Source organism: Listeria aquatica, from assembly GCF_014223975.1.
GTDB lineage: Bacteria > Bacillota > Bacilli > Lactobacillales > Listeriaceae > Listeria > Listeria aquatica.
The window spans coordinates 236,543-251,608 of record NZ_JAARRM010000001.1; the positions used below are offsets into that span (position 1 = coordinate 236,543).

Here is a 15,066-nt window from a genome sequence, read left to right on the forward strand (position 1 = left end):
CTGCCATGGATATGTGTGGCAGTTTTTTGCTTGATAAGTCAGTACAAGGATGGAAACGAGGAGAGAAATCAAAATGGAACAAAGCATAATGCCTTTTATTTATAAAAAATTAGACTATAAAAAGACGCAAATTGATGCGGTTATTAAGTTGCTTGAAGATGGGAATACGGTGCCTTTTATTGCACGTTACCGAAAGGAAAATACTGGTAGCTTAGATGAAGTGGCTATTCGCGATATTGAAGAAACGTATGATTACGTTTTAAAGCTTGAAACACGGAAAGAAGAGATCTTGCGTTTAATCGAAGAGCAAGGAAAACTAACGGATGAGTTGCGAGAACAAATTATAAAAGCTGATCAGCAACAAAAGCTTGAAGACTTGTACCGCCCGTATAAGCAAAAGAAACGCACAAAGGCAACGATTGCAAAAGAACACGGCCTTGAACCGCTCGCGAAGTTTCTGTGGACTTTTTCAGATGCTGATGTGGAACAAGAAGCAAAGGGCTATTTGTCAGAAGATGTGGTAGATGAAAAAGCTGCGCTGCTTGGGGCACATGAGATTATTGCAGAAGAAGTTAGTGATCAGCCAGAGTATCGTGAATGGATCCGTAATTTCACGCGGAAATTTGGGATGATTCACACAGAGAAAAAGAAAAATGCTGTGGATGAAAAAGCCGTATACGAAATGTATTATGACTATCAGGAAATGATTCAAAAAACGGCTCCTTACCGTGTACTTGCTTTTAACCGTGGTGAGAAAGAAGAAGTACTCCGAGTTTCTATTGAAATTGATGCCACTAAAATTCATGCTTATTTGGAAGAAAAGAACTTACCCAAGAAGGAAAACGAATCTGTGAGGCTTGTACGAGAAGCTATTTTTGATGCTTATAAGCGTTTTATTGCGAAAGCTGTGGAACGCGAAATTCGTTCAGAATTAACGGAAACGGCAGAAGATCATGCGATTGAAATTTTCTCGCTGAATTTGCGAAAACTGCTACTTCAACCGCCGCTAAAAGGGAAGGTGATTCTTGGCGTCGATCCGGCTTTTCGGACCGGCTGCAAACTTGCGGTTCTTGATCCTACCGGAAAAGTTCTTGAAATTGGTGTGATTTACCCTCATACCGGAAAGGGACGCGTACCCGAGGCAAAAAGCAAAGTGACCGAGCTTTTGAAACGCTACGGGGTTCAAGTTATTGCGATCGGAAATGGAACAGCTTCGCGAGAAACAGAACAATTTATTGCGGACTTACTGCACGAAACAGGAAGTGAGGCGCTATACACTATTGTTAATGAAGCGGGAGCAAGTGTTTATTCAGCGAGTGAAATTGCTCGTGAAGAATTTCCTGACTATCAAGTAGAAGAGCGAAGTGCAGTTTCAATTGGAAGACGTCTCCAAGATCCGCTTGCGGAACTTGTGAAAATCGATCCTAAATCTGTTGGCGTTGGACAGTATCAGCATGATGTTTCTCAGAAAAAGCTAAGTGACGCTTTAACGTTTGTTGTGGAAACAGCTGTTAACCAAGTAGGGGTAAATGTGAACACGGCTTCAGCAGCACTTTTGCAGTACGTGGCTGGCTTAAATAAAACGGTAGCCGGAAATATCCGAAAATATCGGGAAGAAAATGGTCCCTTCACTTCTCGAACAGAACTAAAAAAGGTACCACGACTCGGAGCGAAATCTTACGAGCAAAGTATTGGTTTTATGCGAATTCTCGAAGGGGAAAATCCACTAGACAAAACAGCAATTCACCCGGAAAGCTATAAAGCGGCAGAACAATTAATCAAGAAACTTGGGTTTACGCTTCAAGATATTGGGACCCCCAAGCTAAAAGCTGAATTGCAGCAGGCGAATGTCGGTGAAATGGGGCAAGAACTTGAAATCGGGAAGGAAACGCTTCAGGATATTATTCAAGATTTAATCGCGCCAGGACGGGATTTGCGTGATGAATTGCCGCAACCAATGCTTAAACAAGATGTCATCAAAATGGAAGACTTAAAGCCAGGGATGCAGCTTGAAGGCACGGTTCGAAATGTAGTGGACTTTGGTGCCTTTGTGGATATCGGAGTGAAACAAGATGGACTCGTTCATATTTCAAAACTTAGTCAATCATTTGTGAAGCGACCGATGGATGTTGTTTCTGTTGGTGATATTGTAACGGTTTGGGTGGATGAAGTGGATTTGAAGAAGAATCGAATTGCGCTTTCCATGGTTGCGCCAAAGGATGCGAAATAGCATGGAAAATGCGGAGCTTCAAGCTTTGATGGAAAGCGTATCTGTGGAATATTTTGGCAAGACTTTTTCTCATCAAGCTCGGTTCAATGCGCGACTTCGTACGACGGGAGGGCGCTATTTACTACGTTCGCATGACATTGAAATGAATCCCAAATACCTCTCTACTTTCGGGGAAGCGGAATTCATTCAAATTATGAAGCATGAGCTCTGTCACTACCATCTTCATTTAGAAAACCGAGGGTATAAACATCGCGATGCCGATTTTCGAAATTTACTGCGCGAAGTAGGTGCGCCTCGGTTTTGTAAGCCAATCGAGATGGAAAAGAATTTGCATGAATATGCATGTAAGAAATGTGGAACGAGCTTTGTGCGGCAACGTAAAATGAATGTAAGTCGCTATCGTTGCGGAAGATGTGGTGGGAAACTTGTTTATTCAGGACAGAAAAAGGGGATGCAAGCAAGTTTCAATGAAAAGTGAAATGAGGCAAGAAGAAGGGGTTTTTTACGAGCTCTCTAGCTCGAAGGAACAGAACTTTTTCTTGCTTTTTTAATTATCCATTATTATAATAAAAGTAGATTTATTCCACTGTAGCTCAGTGGTAGAGCAATCGGCTGTTAACCGATCGGTCGTAGGTTCGAGTCCTACCTGTGGAGTTTTTGTTTTTGTGGAGAAATACTCAAGTGGCTGAAGAGGCGCCCCTGCTAAGGGTGTAGGTCGTTTGCGCGGCGCGAGGGTTCAAATCCCTCTTTCTCCGCCATTTATAGTGTGAAATCAAGCTTTGCCTTTCTGCAGGTAAAGCTTTTTAGTTGCGGTGTCAAAAAGTAAGTTTTACGTTGCGGTGCTGCTCATTTACTGATACACTTAAGAAAGTCTGATAAACTAGGAATGAAAAAGAAGGTGAACATAGATGGTTAAACCGGTAGTAGCGATTGTGGGCCGTCCAAATGTCGGCAAATCTACTATTTTTAACCGGATCGTCGGAGAGCGTGTTTCGATCGTTGAAGATGTTCCGGGTGTGACAAGAGACCGAATTTACAATACAGCGGAGTGGCTTGGAAAAGAGTTCAATATTATTGATACGGGAGGGATTGACCTTTCAAATGAACCTTTTTTAGAACAAATCCGTGCACAAGCTGAAATTGCGATCGACGAAGCGGATGTTATCATTTTTATCACAAATGGTCGAGAAGGCGTAACGGATGCTGATGAACAAGTGGCGAAAATTTTATATCGTTCGAAAAAACCTGTCGTTTTAGCGGTTAATAAAGTAGATAATCCTGAAATGCGTGACCAAGTGTATGATTTTTATTCACTCGGTTTTGGTGAGCCTTATCCAATTTCAGGGTCACATGGTCTTGGTCTTGGTGATTTGCTGGATGAAGTTCGAAAGCACTTTCCAAATGAAGAAGAAGACGAATACGATGATGATGTCATCAAATTTTCTTTAATTGGTCGACCAAATGTTGGGAAATCTTCGCTTGTTAATGCTTTTCTTGGAGAGGATCGTGTCATCGTTTCTGATATTGCAGGAACCACGCGGGATGCGATTGATACGAGTTATAGCTTTGACGGACAAGAATATGTGATGATTGATACGGCAGGGATGCGAAAAAAAGGAAAAGTTTATGAAACAACGGAAAAATATAGTGTGCTTCGGGCGATGCGAGCAATTGAACGCTCAGATGTTGTTTTAGTCGTCTTAAATGCTGAAGAGGGTATCCGTGAACAAGATAAACGAATTGCTGGTTATGCGCATGATGCTGGTCGAGCAATTATTATTGTTGTGAACAAATGGGATGCGATTGAAAAAGATGAAAAAACGATGAAGGCCTTTACAGAAGACATTCGCGAGCAGTTTCAATTTCTTGATTATGCACCGATTGTTTTTGTATCCGCGAAAACGAAACAGCGTCTAACGAACATTTTCCCGTTGATTAATCAAGTGAGTGAAAATCACTCCCTTCGTGTGCAATCAAGCATGTTGAATGATGTGATCAGTGATGCCGTTGCTATGAATCCAGCACCGATGGATAAAGGAAAACGACTGAAAATCTTCTACACCACTCAAGTAGCTGTTAAACCGCCTGCTTTTGTTGTGTTTGTGAATGAACCTGAACTTATGCACTTTTCATATGAACGCTTTTTGGAAAATCGAATTCGTGAGGCATTTCCATTTGAAGGAACTCCAATTCGTGTAATACCACGTAAACGTAAGTAAGCTTTTAGGAGGATGATTTTCGTGACAAAACAAAAAGTAGCAGTTTTAGGAGCAGGAAGCTGGGGGACAGCACTTGGAATGGCTTTGAGTGATAATGGGCACGATGTCGTACTTTGGGGAAATCGTGAAGATATTGTGGATGAAATCAATCAAGAACACCACAATTCGCACTATTTGAAAGAAATTCAGTTGCCGAACGGATTAAGAGCAACCCTTTCGCTCACAGAAGCTTTAGCTGATGCGTACTTAGTAGTTTTAGCCGTTCCGACAAGTGCCATGCGTGAAGTGGCACGCCAAGTGGATGCTGATCTTCGTGCACCGCAAATCATTGTCCATGTCAGTAAAGGAATTGAACCTGAAACCAATTTGCGGATGTCAGAAGTCATTGATGAAGAGATTTCTCTAGAAAAGCGCAAAGGGATTGTGGTTCTTTCTGGCCCTAGTCATGCGGAAGAAGTGGCTGAAAGACATCCTACAACACTTTGTGCAAGCTCTGAAAATGATGAGCTTGCGGGCCTTGTTCAAGATGTCTTTATTAATAATAACCTGCGAATTTACACGAATCGAGACGTGATCGGTGCAGAAATTGGCGGAGCTTTGAAAAACATCATCGCACTTGGCGCGGGAATCTCTGATGGCCTTGGATATGGGGATAATGCGAAAGCGGCTCTTATGACGCGTGGAATGGCTGAAATAACACGCCTGGGAGTTGCCGTGGGTGCAGATCCACAAACCTTTTATGGGTTAACGGGTATCGGTGATTTGATTGTTACTTGTACAAGCGTCCATTCCCGCAACTGGAGAGCAGGAAACAAGCTTGGACAAGGCGAGAAGCTTGATAAAGTGCTTTCTGATATGGGAATGGTGGTTGAAGGTGTTCGCACTGCAAAAGCCGTGTTTGGCTGGGCTCAGGAGCTTAAGATTGATATGCCGATTTCAAGGGCGATTTATGAAGTCCTTTTCCTAGATAAAGATCCTGCGGAAGCAGTGGATTCGTTAATGGGACGAAAGAAAAAAGAAGAGAAGGAAACTTTTTAATTGGAAACCTTTTGAAACTCTCTAGTCTTAAAAGGTTTTTTTGTGGCTCAAGCAAGATTTGTCAAAGTTGTGTCAAAAAAGCTTCAAAAAGATATTTTTTAGTTTCTGGATTTTATTCATTTGTGAAAAAGTTTCTGCAATTATGCTAAAATAAAAAAGAACTAAGGAGGCTAGCAAACATGAAAGTAACACGAGATAATAATTATTACGTAATTTCTTGGGAAAACAGTGAAGCACCTGCCGGAACAGTACTTTATGAGAGTTTTCGTCCTGAGAAAGATGAAACAGCAAACAAACTTACAGTCATTCAAAATGGAGAAAACTCATTTCAAGCGGCGATTAAGTCAGAAAAACGGACTTATTTTATGCTTGAAAAACCAAACGGCGAAAGGAAAACAGCTGCTGAACGCATATTAGCGGTTCCAGGAGTGTTCAATTTTCGTGATTTAGGCGGCTATCTGAATCGCTCTCAAAAAACGGTGAAGTGGGGGATGCTGTATCGTTCAGGGAGCCTCGCTAAGCTAACGAAAGCTGGTGAAGAAAAGCTACAAGAACTAGGAATTCACTGGATTTGCGATTTGCGCAGTGAAGCAGAAGTGCAAGCGGCCCCGACGCCTGTTATACCAGGGATTCAAAATAAAATTATTCCTATTGGTGCGGCTAAAAATGAACTGAAAGGGCAACCTAAATTGGAGCTCCCGTCAGATCATACGGTTTACGAGCCATTAATGGGGGATAGTTATAAAGTTTTTATTCATTCAACAAAGGACTACTTTACAATTTTTAATGCGTTATTAAAACCACAAGGAACCCCGTTTTTATTCCACTGTACGGCTGGAAAAGATCGGACGGGGATTCTTGCTGCTCTTTTGCTCCATTTACTAGATGTTCCTGAAGAAACGATCTTTAAGGATTATGAGATTACTAATGAATTTACGGAACAAATTCTAGAAGAAGTTGGAGCGCTTGCAAACTCTTTTTCAGCACAAGAAGAAAAGGTAGCGCTTGAAACTTTTCGGCCCATGGCAGAAGCGCGTCCAAGCTATTTGACGATTGCTTTTGATGAGATGAAGCGGACGTCGGGTTCTGTGGATCTTTTTTTGGAAAAAGAAGTGGGGATCACAAGAGAAATGAAGCAAAAATTGCAGGGACTATTGTTAGAATAAAGTAGGCGCAGAATCCTAGATTTTTCAGGTAATGAGCTCATTTTTGGCGCGTTTTTTATGAAAAAAGAACCATTTTTTTATGAAAAGGTGGTTTTACTTGCTATTCTAAGCCTTCTCGGTTAGTATACTGGGTAACAGGTTGGTACTATCACGTTTATAAGTTTATTTCAAAAGCTAATAATGTGAAGTTTTAGTGTCGATTTGAGGTTAAACCTTGCAGTATCAATGATTATGTGATAATCTTTTATCAGAAATACTGTAAATGCTTGTTTTAAAGCCGTTTCGGTCTTAATTGAACAAAAAATCTCTTACAGATAAAGATAATTTGGGAAAGAAAAACAGCCAAATAATAATTAAGACCTGATTATTTTGGATTATCCTTTGAGGGAGGTGAAATAACAATGGCAAACAAAACTGATTTAGTAAATAGCGTAGCTGAAAAAGCGGAACTTTCTAAGAAAGATGCTGCTAAAGCTGTAGAAGCTGTTTTTGAAACTGTTCAAGAAAAACTTTCTAAAGGTGAAAAAGTTCAACTAATTGGTTTCGGTAACTTCGAAGTTCGTGAACGTGCTGCTCGTAAGGGTCGTAACCCACGTACGAAAGAAGAAATCGATATCCCAGCTAGCAAAGTGCCAGCATTCAAACCTGGTAAAGCGCTTAAAGATGCTGTGAAATAATTACATACAACTTTAAGCCAATAGCTGTCCGCTTGCACATTCGTGCAGGCGGGTTTTTTGTTATGTATTCGATTCTGGATGTGATTTAATTTTTGAAAGAAGAATTTTCAGTTTTTTCACTAAAAATACATAAAAGAATTGTAAAACCTAGCCATTTAAGTTATTGTTAATACAAGGGGATAGGCTCGTTTTTGAAAGTGGGTGGCAAACATGACAGATCAATTTTCTGAAGATGAAATCGTTTATGGGGACTCTTGGGGTCTTGTACACCGCGGTGTTTTAGAAGATCGAGAAATTGAAAGAATGAAAGCGCTACGAGATAAAGTGTTTGGTAAAAGTGGTGTAGCTGTGACAACCATGAAACCTATTGGACGTGTTGAAATAGAGGGGGAAGTCTATGAAGCGCGACTTGAAAACGGATACTTGGATGTGCGCACACCAATAACAGTCATTGGAATTGATTTTGGTTATTTGTTAGTAAAAGAATTAAAGATGGAGGCGAAGTAAATGTTTTCAGGGTCGTTTATTATTATTGCTGTAGTTGTTATAGTCGTACTTATTGTGTTCTTCTCACTTGTCCCAATCGGATTGTGGATTAGTGCCATTTCTGCTCGAGTACCTGTTGGAATTGGGACATTGATTGGAATGCGCTTGCGTCGCGTTGTTCCTTCGCGTGTTGTAAAGCCGCTTATTAAAGCAGTTAAAGCAGGGCTTGAACTTGAAGTCAATCAGCTTGAAAGTCATTATCTAGCTGGTGGGGATGTAGATAATACGGTAGATGCGCTGATTGCTGCACACCGAGCAAATATTGAACTTGATTTTAGTCGTGCTGCTGCGATTGACCTTGCAGGGCGTGATGTTTTGGAAGCTGTTCAAACTTCAGTTACGCCAAAAGTGATTCGGACTCCAGAATTTACTGGGGTTGCACAAAATGGAGTAGAGGTAAAAGTTATTACACAAATTACAGTTCAATCAAATATTGAACGAATCGTTGGTGGTGCTGGAGAAGATACGGTCATTGCTCGGGTTGGGGAAGCAGTTGTTTCGACAGTCGGGGAAACACGTGAGCACACAGACGTTCTTGAAAATCCAAATAGCATTTCGAAAAAAGTTCAGGAACAAGGTCTTGGGGACGGTACGGCTTATACCATTCTTTCTATTGATATTGCAGAAATGCGGATTGGCGATAATATCAAAGCAAAACTCGATATTGAAAAAGCCAATGCAGATATGGAAGTTGCTCAAGCAGCGGCTTCGAAGCGTAAAGCAGAAGCGATTGCGCTCGAACAAGAAAACCGTGCAGCAGTTGTTGCGGCTGAAGCTGAAGTACCACGTGCGATCGCAACCGCTTTTGAAAATGGTACACTAGGCGTAATGGATTATTACAAGATGGAAAATGTGCAATCAGATACACATATGCGTGATTCGATTGCTGGAGACAATAAACCAGAATTTCATGAGTAAGAAAGAAGGTGTCTCACATGCCATTTAATTTAGAAGATTTTTTTGATAATATTTCTGGGTTTATTCCCGTTTTGATTATTATTGGCGGAGCTATACTGTCACTATTCTCTAAACAAGAAAAGAAAAAAACAAGTACAAAAAAACAGACGCCCAAGAAAAATCCGGTGAAGCCTCTTCAAACTCGTGTGGAGAAGGTAAAACAACCAGTTTCATCTGGGACATTTAAAACAGGGCAGTCAAAACCAAAACAAACGGCAATCAAAACTTCAAAAGTTGAAACGCCAAAAGCACGAGAGGTTTATCGTGAAGAGGCAAAGCGGCTCCAGAAAGCGCATCCTGACCCGGTTACTGCAACTAATCCGCAACCTAGAAAACAAGCTGAGAAGACGCTACAGGGTCTTGATTTAAAGCGTGCGATGGTTATGAAGGAAGTTCTTGATAAGCCAGTAGCTTTGCGTAAGAAGTAGTACTTGCATGATAGGCATCATTTATAGTATAGTGAAAGTGTAAAAATCATACAAACTGACCCGCTTAAGGGGAGTAGCAGAAATAGCTGTGTCGTCAATACGAGATTTTTCTCCGGCGCAGTTAGCAATTTGAAAATTGTTTGCAAGACCTTACGTTTCTTTCGTGAGGTCTTTTTGTATCAAGATAAAGGAGGAAAAATGTGAAAAAATTTATTTCAATCTTACTTGCTGCAGGATTAGTATTCAGTCCGGTTGGGGGAACCGTTTCAAACATGGTATTACCGACTAAATATGAACAAGTAAAAGAGGCAGATGCGAGAGGCTACCGTTCACCGGTTCGTTCTTTTAAATCAAATAACAACGGAATCAATCGTTCTAATGTTAACCGTTCACAAATGAATAAGAATATGATGGGAAAAGGGAAAAATAGCTTCTTTAATGGTCGTGGATTACTTGGTGGTTTAATGCTTGGTGGACTTGCTGGTTTGCTTTTTGGAGGCCTTCTGAGCAACATGGGAGTATTTGGTAATATTTTTGGTTTGATTATCAATATTTTGGCGATTTTCCTTGTGATTCGTCTGATCATGTTTTTCTTCCAGCGGAGAAAAAATCACGGAACTGAACCAGCTGCCCAAAGTACGCATCAAGGTGCTTTTAAAAATGAGACGCGACATGAAACTATTCAAGCTGGAACAGAAGCGACTGCGCATGAACAAATCTTAGACGAAGGAAATATTTCCAATGCAGTTATTGCTTTCTTTACGAATGAAAAAGGCATGTCACTAGATGATGTTCAAGTTGCTTTAACTTATGATGATAAGATTGGTTTTGGAGCAGACGTTATAAAAGACGATCAAGTGATTCAATCACTCGATCACTTTTCGCTCATTCAAGCGATCCGTTACTGGGCGGAACACTTTGCGCATATGAACCCTAATATGGGATTAACGCTAGAATACTCAGAACAAGATGGCATTTACGCAGTTGTAACCGAATAACAATTCTTGAAAGGAAGGGCTGATGGATGCATTTAGAGAAGCAAGAAGACACAATCGAGCTTTTTCATGAAGCTGGGAACTGGAAACTAAAAAAAGAAAGTGGCTTTTCACCTATTCAAATGACTGTGGCAGCAGCGGCTGCATGTAGTGGCTATGTTTACGCTAAAATTTTGAAGAAAAAACGCATCCCTTACGAAAACATGGAAATAGAGGTGGATTACACGCAAAATTTAGATGTACCCGTCCACGTGATTCAGTCTATCCATATTCGTTTTCAACTTGCAGTGGCAAAGGAGCATCGTGAACAAGCTGAGAAAGGCTTGAAGCTTGTTAAAAAAGGTTGTCCCGTTGTGCAAAGCCTAAATCCAGAAGTTCAAATCACCGAGCAAGTGAAATTTGTTTCGGGTGAGTAAGAGAAGAAGGTGTACAGATGAATGCTGTGCATCTTCTTTTTTAGATCGTTCCGCCTTCTATTCTAAAATTTTTAAATATTCACTAAAACCATGACCTAACATCTAAATCAAAAGTCCTTTCCAACTTGAAAGCGCATACATAAAAATAGTCTAAAAGTTTTTCGTTTAGCCTAAAAGTATGAAATTCGACTTAAATAATACAAAAACTTTTACAGCGTTTTCAAAATACGTATAATGAAGGTAGATAGTGATGACCATATGTTTTTCAATAATGAAGGGGGTAGTTTTAGATGTTATTTGAGAAAATGGAAAAGTATGATTATGAGCAAGTCGTTTTTTGTCAGGATGAGGCTTCTGGACTAAAAGCCATCATTGCCATTCATGATACAACGCTTGGTCCAGCGCTTGGGGGATGTCGAATGTGGCCATATGCGACAGAAGAAGAGGCTCTTGAAGATGTTTTACGGTTAGCACGCGGCATGACGTACAAAAATTCAGCTGCTGGACTTAATCTAGGGGGAGGAAAAACAGTCATCATTGGAGATCCGAAAAAAGATAAAAGTGAAGCCTTGTTTCGCGCACTCGGAAGATACGTAGAAAGTTTGAATGGTCGTTATATTATTGCTGAAGACGTGGGGACAACTGTTCAAGATATGGACTATATGCACGAAGAAACGAAACACGTAACAGGGGTTTCAGAAAGTTTTGGTTCATCTGGAAACCCAAGTCCGCTAACAGCACGTGGAATCTATGCTTCAATGAAACGGACAGCGAAAGAAGTTTTTGGAAGCGATTCCTTGGCAGGGAAAAAGGTAGCAGTCCAGGGTGTTGGAAACGTGGCATTTGCTCTTTGCGAGATGCTGTTTCAAGAAGGGGCAGAGCTTGTTGTGACGGACATTAACCAAGAAGCGGTGGAACGGGCGGTCGAGAAATTTCAGGCAACAGCAGTCGAGCCTGATGAAATTTATCAAGTAGAGGCTGATATTTTTGCACCGTGTGCACTTGGGGGGATTTTGAATGACGATACAATTCCGCAACTTAAAGTAAAAGCTGTTTGTGGCAGTGCCAATAACCAATTATTAGACATTAAGCGCCACGGGGAAATGCTTCATGAACGTGGAATTTTATATGCGCCTGATTACATTGTGAATGCAGGTGGAGTTATCAATGTGGCGGATGAGCTAAACACTTATAATGCAGAACGCGCCAAACAAAAAATCGATGAAATTTATGAGCAAATCGGTAAAGTCTATGAAATCTCAGCCCGCGAAGGAATTATTCCGGCAGAAGCAGCAGATCACATGGCAGAAGAACGGATTGCAACCATGAAGCAAGTTCATAGCACCTTCTTCGCGCGCTCATAAGGGATAAAGGGAAAAAGAGAGTCCAAATTTGGACTCTCTTTTTTTGCATGAATCATTAAAAACTGTGTTTTTAGCTAAGTTTGAATCAATTGTTTTTTAATGGCTCTTAATGAATGCTTGCCCACAAAAAGACGTTCATGATTTGTAAACTCAACAAAATCTTCTTTAAGATTGAGCTCAAGAATATTTAAGGCATTGATAATAAAGGAATTTAGATGAATAAACTGGTCGCCTGTTAAATCTTTTTTGATTTGTGTTAAGTAATGATTAATAGTAAATACACCATTAGTTGCGTATAGTTTAACCTTTTTGGATCTCGGAATTTTTTCGAAATATAAGATGTCACGGTAAGGAATTTTCTTTTGAACGCTGCCCCTTTGTATGGTGAAAAAGTTTTCTTTTTGATTGCGAAAATCTTCACGGATGGCAATTTGTTTGAAGGCTTTTTTGATAGCTTCATGGGTTAGATTTTGGTCATCAGTTTTTGGGATAAAAGTGATAGGCGCGATATACTCATCGATGATTTCTTTTAACCGGTTATCATGACTTGTCACGTAAATAATATAGCCTTCTGTATCCATTGCTCGGATTTCTCGCCCTAATTCGATTCCATTTAGCCGCTCATGCAAATCAATATCAAGTACATAAATATTTGGACCTTTTCGAAGGTTTTCATCTTTTAACAACTGCTCAGCGGTTAAAATATCTTGTCGAATAGCTAGGGTAATTTGATTAGTTGTCATAAATTGTGTAATGACTTTCCAGACCCGCTCACGTTGGAAAATATTATCTTCAATCACAAATATGTCCATTTAATTCACCTCTATTTCAGGAATTACGATTTCAAAATAAAGAAAATCATCTTGCATATGAATATCAAGGGAAGCGTTCTGCCAACTTCTGACAAGACGGTTTAAGGTATGGAGACCTTTCCCGCGGCCGTCTCCTTTAGTTGAGAAGTGTTTGCGTGTTAAATCAGAAATGCGGATTTTTTTGGCATCCAAAACACGGTTTGCAACAATGATACTCATTTGGTGATCCACTGTTTTAAAGGTCACGCTAATTTGAGCATCAGCTACTTGTTCACTTTCCTCAATCGCATTATCTAATAAAATACTAATACACCGGACGCAATCAATCAAGGGGACACTAAGTCGAATGATAGGCTGAGGAATATCCAGTTCAATGTTCATGCCTTTTTGTTTGGCAATGCCCAATTTATTACCGATTAATCCTTTTAAAGCCAAGATTTGCATGTTCCTTAAATCAAGAAAGTCAACTCGATCTTCTAGTTCTTGATAAGAGGAGATTTTGAGCTCTTCGTTATAATATTTTTTTAGTCCATAAAGGTCATTTCGTTCTAGAAAAATTCCAATCGTCAGTAGAATATTTTTATAATCATGGCGGAAAGACTGAACGAGTGAATTTTCGCTCTCTAATTTAGCGACATAGGAAATTTGTTCTTCTAGGAAAATTTGTTGTAACCTTTGTCTTACGATGAAAACGACAGTTGAGATAGAGAGTAAGATAAGAAGCGAATAGGCAGAAATCGTTAAAATGGATAACCAAGTAAAGAAAGTCTCTTCCCAAAGATAGAAAATAAAATTGATAAAAAGCAAAATGAGTAAAAGCGTAATGCTATATAAAATAAAGCGTATTCCTTGATGAACTTGCAGTAAAATATGGTAAATATCATATTTGCGAATATAGTGGTTAATTGAAAGTAGCACAGCAGAATGTGCAAGAAACATAGTGATAGCCAGTATACAGAAAGCAAGTGGTTTAACGATTAAGAAGGGATAGGGACTTGTGTTTTGTGTAAGGACATGATAACCGTAATAAGTGAAAAACCAGATGATTTGAAAAGCTGCATATATAAAAGCGCTCACTAAAGTTCCAACGACCCAATTTTTACTAAAATAAAACAGGATAATTAAATTCATCAGAACGAGTAAAAAACCTAACAAATTACTGGGGAGAAGATGAAAATAGAATAGTATCGCAAGAGAAATAGATGCGGTTAGATAAGCTGTAATAAGTCGTGGATGAAACAGTTCTTTTTTGCCTAAAACATAGATATAAAGAAGATTAATGAGTAGCATCAGTGCGGCATAAATATAAAGATAAGCCACTATTGTTCCTCCTGTCATATTGAAATTAGTAATCATTATATAGTATTCTCCCGGCTTTTGCTAGATGCTAATCTGGGAAGTCTTTTTTTTTTTTGCTAAATCGAACGAAAAGCCTGCTAAATTAAAGAAATTTATTAAAAAAGAAAATGTATACTAAGAACACACAGCAGAAAGTTGACTTTAGATTCACGAAAAAGGTTGCTGTTATATAAAATTTCTCGCTTTTCATTTTGAAAAGTGAGTTTAAGTCGTTGAAAAATAGGAGGTGAAAAAATGACAGCACTCAATCAATTGGCATACGATAAATTTATTGATGAGATGGGTGCGGGTAAATGGGCGAACCAACAACATGTGACGGAACTCGAACTAGCTAAACGATATGGCATGAGTAGAACCCCCATTCGTTCTGCACTACAACAGCTTGAACATGAAGGGCTTCTAAAGCGTTATGGGCACTCGCTAGTCGTGCACAACTTGAAATTGGATATGTTGCAAGTAAAGCAATTTTTGTTCATTCGTTATCATTATTATTTGATATTTCTAAGGTATTTTGACCATATTCTGTTTGAACAACAACAATTTGAAGTAGATGAATTTTTGGAAGCAGTAGCAGAAAAACGTTCCACATATTTTCCAATCCAGAAATTATTAGAAATTGATGCTTTGTTTTTTAGTATGATGCGATCTCCGATTTCACAAAATGATTTATTAGGGACATTGAAAAAATATCAGTATGCGGAAAAAAATACAGAAACAGTCGCTGTTTTTGATCAGGAACTTGAATCACTGAGGTGCTTAGTTGATTTTTTAAAACAAGGAGATATTGACAGCGCAAATGGATTATTTTCGAAATTGTTAACCGTTCATGAAAATCAGATTGTGGTGAGATAAATAACTA

At 39.5% G+C, this 15,066-nt stretch carries 15 protein-coding genes and 2 tRNA genes; 15 read left to right on the forward strand and 2 right to left on the reverse strand.

The window, feature by feature from the left end; translation table 11 throughout:
- Positions 1-49: 49 nt before the first annotated feature.
- From HB912_RS01205 to HB912_RS01270, 14 genes are all read left to right on the forward strand, one after another.
- Positions 50-2,230, forward strand: a complete 2,181-nt coding sequence (locus HB912_RS01205) for a Tex family protein (RefSeq protein ID WP_280529504.1) — start codon at positions 50-52, stop codon at positions 2,228-2,230.
- 1 nt (position 2,231) lies between these two features.
- Positions 2,232-2,708 carry a SprT family protein gene (locus HB912_RS01210; protein ID WP_185371854.1) on the forward strand — a complete coding sequence of 159 codons (477 nt, stop codon included), beginning with the start codon at positions 2,232-2,234 and terminating at the stop codon, positions 2,706-2,708.
- Between the two features lie 104 nt (positions 2,709-2,812).
- A tRNA-Asn gene (locus HB912_RS01215) sits at positions 2,813-2,884 on the forward strand.
- A gap of 13 nt (positions 2,885-2,897) precedes the next feature.
- A tRNA-Ser gene (locus HB912_RS01220) sits at positions 2,898-2,988 on the forward strand.
- A 150-nt stretch (positions 2,989-3,138) separates the two neighbouring features.
- On the forward strand, positions 3,139-4,449 hold the full coding sequence (gene der, locus HB912_RS01225) for a ribosome biogenesis GTPase Der (protein ID WP_185371855.1): 1,311 nt from the start codon (positions 3,139-3,141) through the stop codon (positions 4,447-4,449).
- A gap of 21 nt (positions 4,450-4,470) precedes the next feature.
- On the forward strand, positions 4,471-5,487 hold the full coding sequence (locus tag HB912_RS01230) for an NAD(P)H-dependent glycerol-3-phosphate dehydrogenase (RefSeq protein WP_342354350.1): 1,017 nt from the start codon (positions 4,471-4,473) through the stop codon (positions 5,485-5,487).
- Positions 5,488-5,666: 179 nt separating this feature from the next.
- Entirely contained in the window at positions 5,667-6,653 is a 987-nt protein-coding gene (locus HB912_RS01235; protein ID WP_185371857.1) for a tyrosine-protein phosphatase, read from the forward strand.
- 401 nt (positions 6,654-7,054) lie between these two features.
- The gene (locus HB912_RS01240) at positions 7,055-7,330 is read left to right on the forward strand and encodes an HU family DNA-binding protein (RefSeq protein WP_036072540.1); all 276 of its coding nucleotides are present in this window, start codon (positions 7,055-7,057) and stop codon (positions 7,328-7,330) included.
- Positions 7,331-7,540: 210 nt separating this feature from the next.
- A complete protein-coding gene (locus HB912_RS01245) occupies positions 7,541-7,837 on the forward strand; it encodes an NfeD family protein (RefSeq protein ID WP_036072542.1) in 297 nt (98 codons plus the stop codon).
- On the forward strand, positions 7,838-8,794 hold the full coding sequence (gene floA / locus HB912_RS01250) for a flotillin-like protein FloA (protein WP_185371858.1): 957 nt from the start codon (positions 7,838-7,840) through the stop codon (positions 8,792-8,794).
- Between the two features lie 17 nt (positions 8,795-8,811).
- Positions 8,812-9,261, forward strand: coding sequence for a hypothetical protein (locus HB912_RS01255; protein WP_185371859.1), 450 nt, complete (start codon positions 8,812-8,814; stop codon positions 9,259-9,261).
- A gap of 200 nt (positions 9,262-9,461) precedes the next feature.
- Positions 9,462-10,259 (forward strand): DUF2653 family protein, encoded by a 798-nt coding sequence (locus tag HB912_RS13330; protein WP_185371860.1) that lies wholly within the window; start codon positions 9,462-9,464, stop codon positions 10,257-10,259.
- A gap of 26 nt (positions 10,260-10,285) precedes the next feature.
- Positions 10,286-10,672 carry an OsmC family protein gene (locus HB912_RS01265; RefSeq protein ID WP_185371861.1) on the forward strand — a complete coding sequence of 129 codons (387 nt, stop codon included), beginning with the start codon at positions 10,286-10,288 and terminating at the stop codon, positions 10,670-10,672.
- A 290-nt stretch (positions 10,673-10,962) separates the two neighbouring features.
- Positions 10,963-12,036 (forward strand): Glu/Leu/Phe/Val dehydrogenase, encoded by a 1,074-nt coding sequence (locus tag HB912_RS01270; RefSeq protein WP_185371862.1) that lies wholly within the window; start codon positions 10,963-10,965, stop codon positions 12,034-12,036.
- 74 nt (positions 12,037-12,110) lie between these two features.
- On the opposite strand, the gene HB912_RS01275 is transcribed toward HB912_RS01270, so the two are convergent.
- Positions 12,111-12,848 carry a LytR/AlgR family response regulator transcription factor gene (locus tag HB912_RS01275; protein WP_185371863.1) on the reverse strand — a complete coding sequence of 246 codons (738 nt, stop codon included), beginning with the start codon at positions 12,846-12,848 and terminating at the stop codon, positions 12,111-12,113.
- Positions 12,849-14,168, reverse strand: a complete 1,320-nt coding sequence (locus HB912_RS13335) for a GHKL domain-containing protein (RefSeq protein ID WP_185371864.1) — start codon at positions 14,166-14,168, stop codon at positions 12,849-12,851.
- Between the two features lie 273 nt (positions 14,169-14,441).
- Here HB912_RS13335 and HB912_RS01285 point away from each other — a divergent pair, with 273 nt between their 5' ends.
- Positions 14,442-15,059, forward strand: coding sequence for a GntR family transcriptional regulator (locus HB912_RS01285; RefSeq protein WP_185371865.1), 618 nt, complete (start codon positions 14,442-14,444; stop codon positions 15,057-15,059).
- The last annotated feature ends 7 nt before the right edge of the window (positions 15,060-15,066 follow it).

Excerpts from the sequence above, each read along its gene's own strand:
- floA (WP_185371858.1), top strand. The coding sequence starts at position 7,838 with ATGTTTTCAGGGTCGTTTATTATTATTGCTGTAGTTGTTATAGTCGTA.
- HB912_RS01255 (WP_185371859.1), top strand. The coding sequence starts at position 8,812 with ATGCCATTTAATTTAGAAGATTTTTTTGATAATATTTCTGGGTTTATT.
- HB912_RS01235 (WP_185371857.1), top strand. The coding sequence starts at position 5,667 with ATGAAAGTAACACGAGATAATAATTATTACGTAATTTCTTGGGAAAAC.
- der (WP_185371855.1), top strand. The coding sequence starts at position 3,139 with ATGGTTAAACCGGTAGTAGCGATTGTGGGCCGTCCAAATGTCGGCAAA.
- HB912_RS01265 (WP_185371861.1), top strand. The coding sequence starts at position 10,286 with ATGCATTTAGAGAAGCAAGAAGACACAATCGAGCTTTTTCATGAAGCT.
- HB912_RS01270 (WP_185371862.1), top strand. The coding sequence starts at position 10,963 with ATGTTATTTGAGAAAATGGAAAAGTATGATTATGAGCAAGTCGTTTTT.
- HB912_RS01210 (WP_185371854.1), top strand. The coding sequence starts at position 2,232 with ATGGAAAATGCGGAGCTTCAAGCTTTGATGGAAAGCGTATCTGTGGAA.
- HB912_RS01275 (WP_185371863.1), bottom strand. The coding sequence starts at position 12,848 with ATGGACATATTTGTGATTGAAGATAATATTTTCCAACGTGAGCGGGTC.
- HB912_RS01205 (WP_280529504.1), top strand. The coding sequence starts at position 50 with ATGGAAACGAGGAGAGAAATCAAAATGGAACAAAGCATAATGCCTTTT.
- HB912_RS01240 (WP_036072540.1), top strand. The coding sequence starts at position 7,055 with ATGGCAAACAAAACTGATTTAGTAAATAGCGTAGCTGAAAAAGCGGAA.
- HB912_RS01285 (WP_185371865.1), top strand. The coding sequence starts at position 14,442 with ATGACAGCACTCAATCAATTGGCATACGATAAATTTATTGATGAGATG.
- HB912_RS01245 (WP_036072542.1), top strand. The coding sequence starts at position 7,541 with ATGACAGATCAATTTTCTGAAGATGAAATCGTTTATGGGGACTCTTGG.